Annotated in this window: 1 protein-coding gene; it reads left to right on the forward strand. The window is 60.1% G+C overall.

Annotated elements, in window-relative coordinates; genetic code table 11:
• A partial coding sequence (locus SAZ04_RS21810) for a transporter substrate-binding domain-containing protein (protein ID WP_332699617.1) occupies positions 1 to 291 on the forward strand: 291 nt, incomplete at both ends.

A 291-nucleotide genomic window follows, 5' to 3' on the forward strand; every position in this document is an offset into this window, starting at 1 on the left:
GCCCTTGCGGCGTGTCGGTCGACCTGGCGGGGGAGCTGGCACGGGCGCTGGAAGCCGAACTGGAACTGGTGGTGTTTGATGCTGCCGGCAAGTCAGTGGAGGCTGTCGCGGCGGAACAGGCGGATTTCGGTTTCTTCGCCATCGATCCGGTCCGGGGTCAGCAAATCGCCTTCACTGCGCCCTATGTTCTGATTGAGGGGTACTACCTGGTCAAGAATGATTCCCCGCTGAAGACCAATGATGAAGTCGATCGTACCGAACATCGCGTGGTCGTCGGCAAGGGTAGTGCAT

The organism is Halalkalibacter lacteus (assembly GCF_036663595.1).
Taxonomy (GTDB): Bacteria; Bacillota; Bacilli; order Bacillales; family Bacillaceae_D; genus Halalkalibacter; species Halalkalibacter lacteus.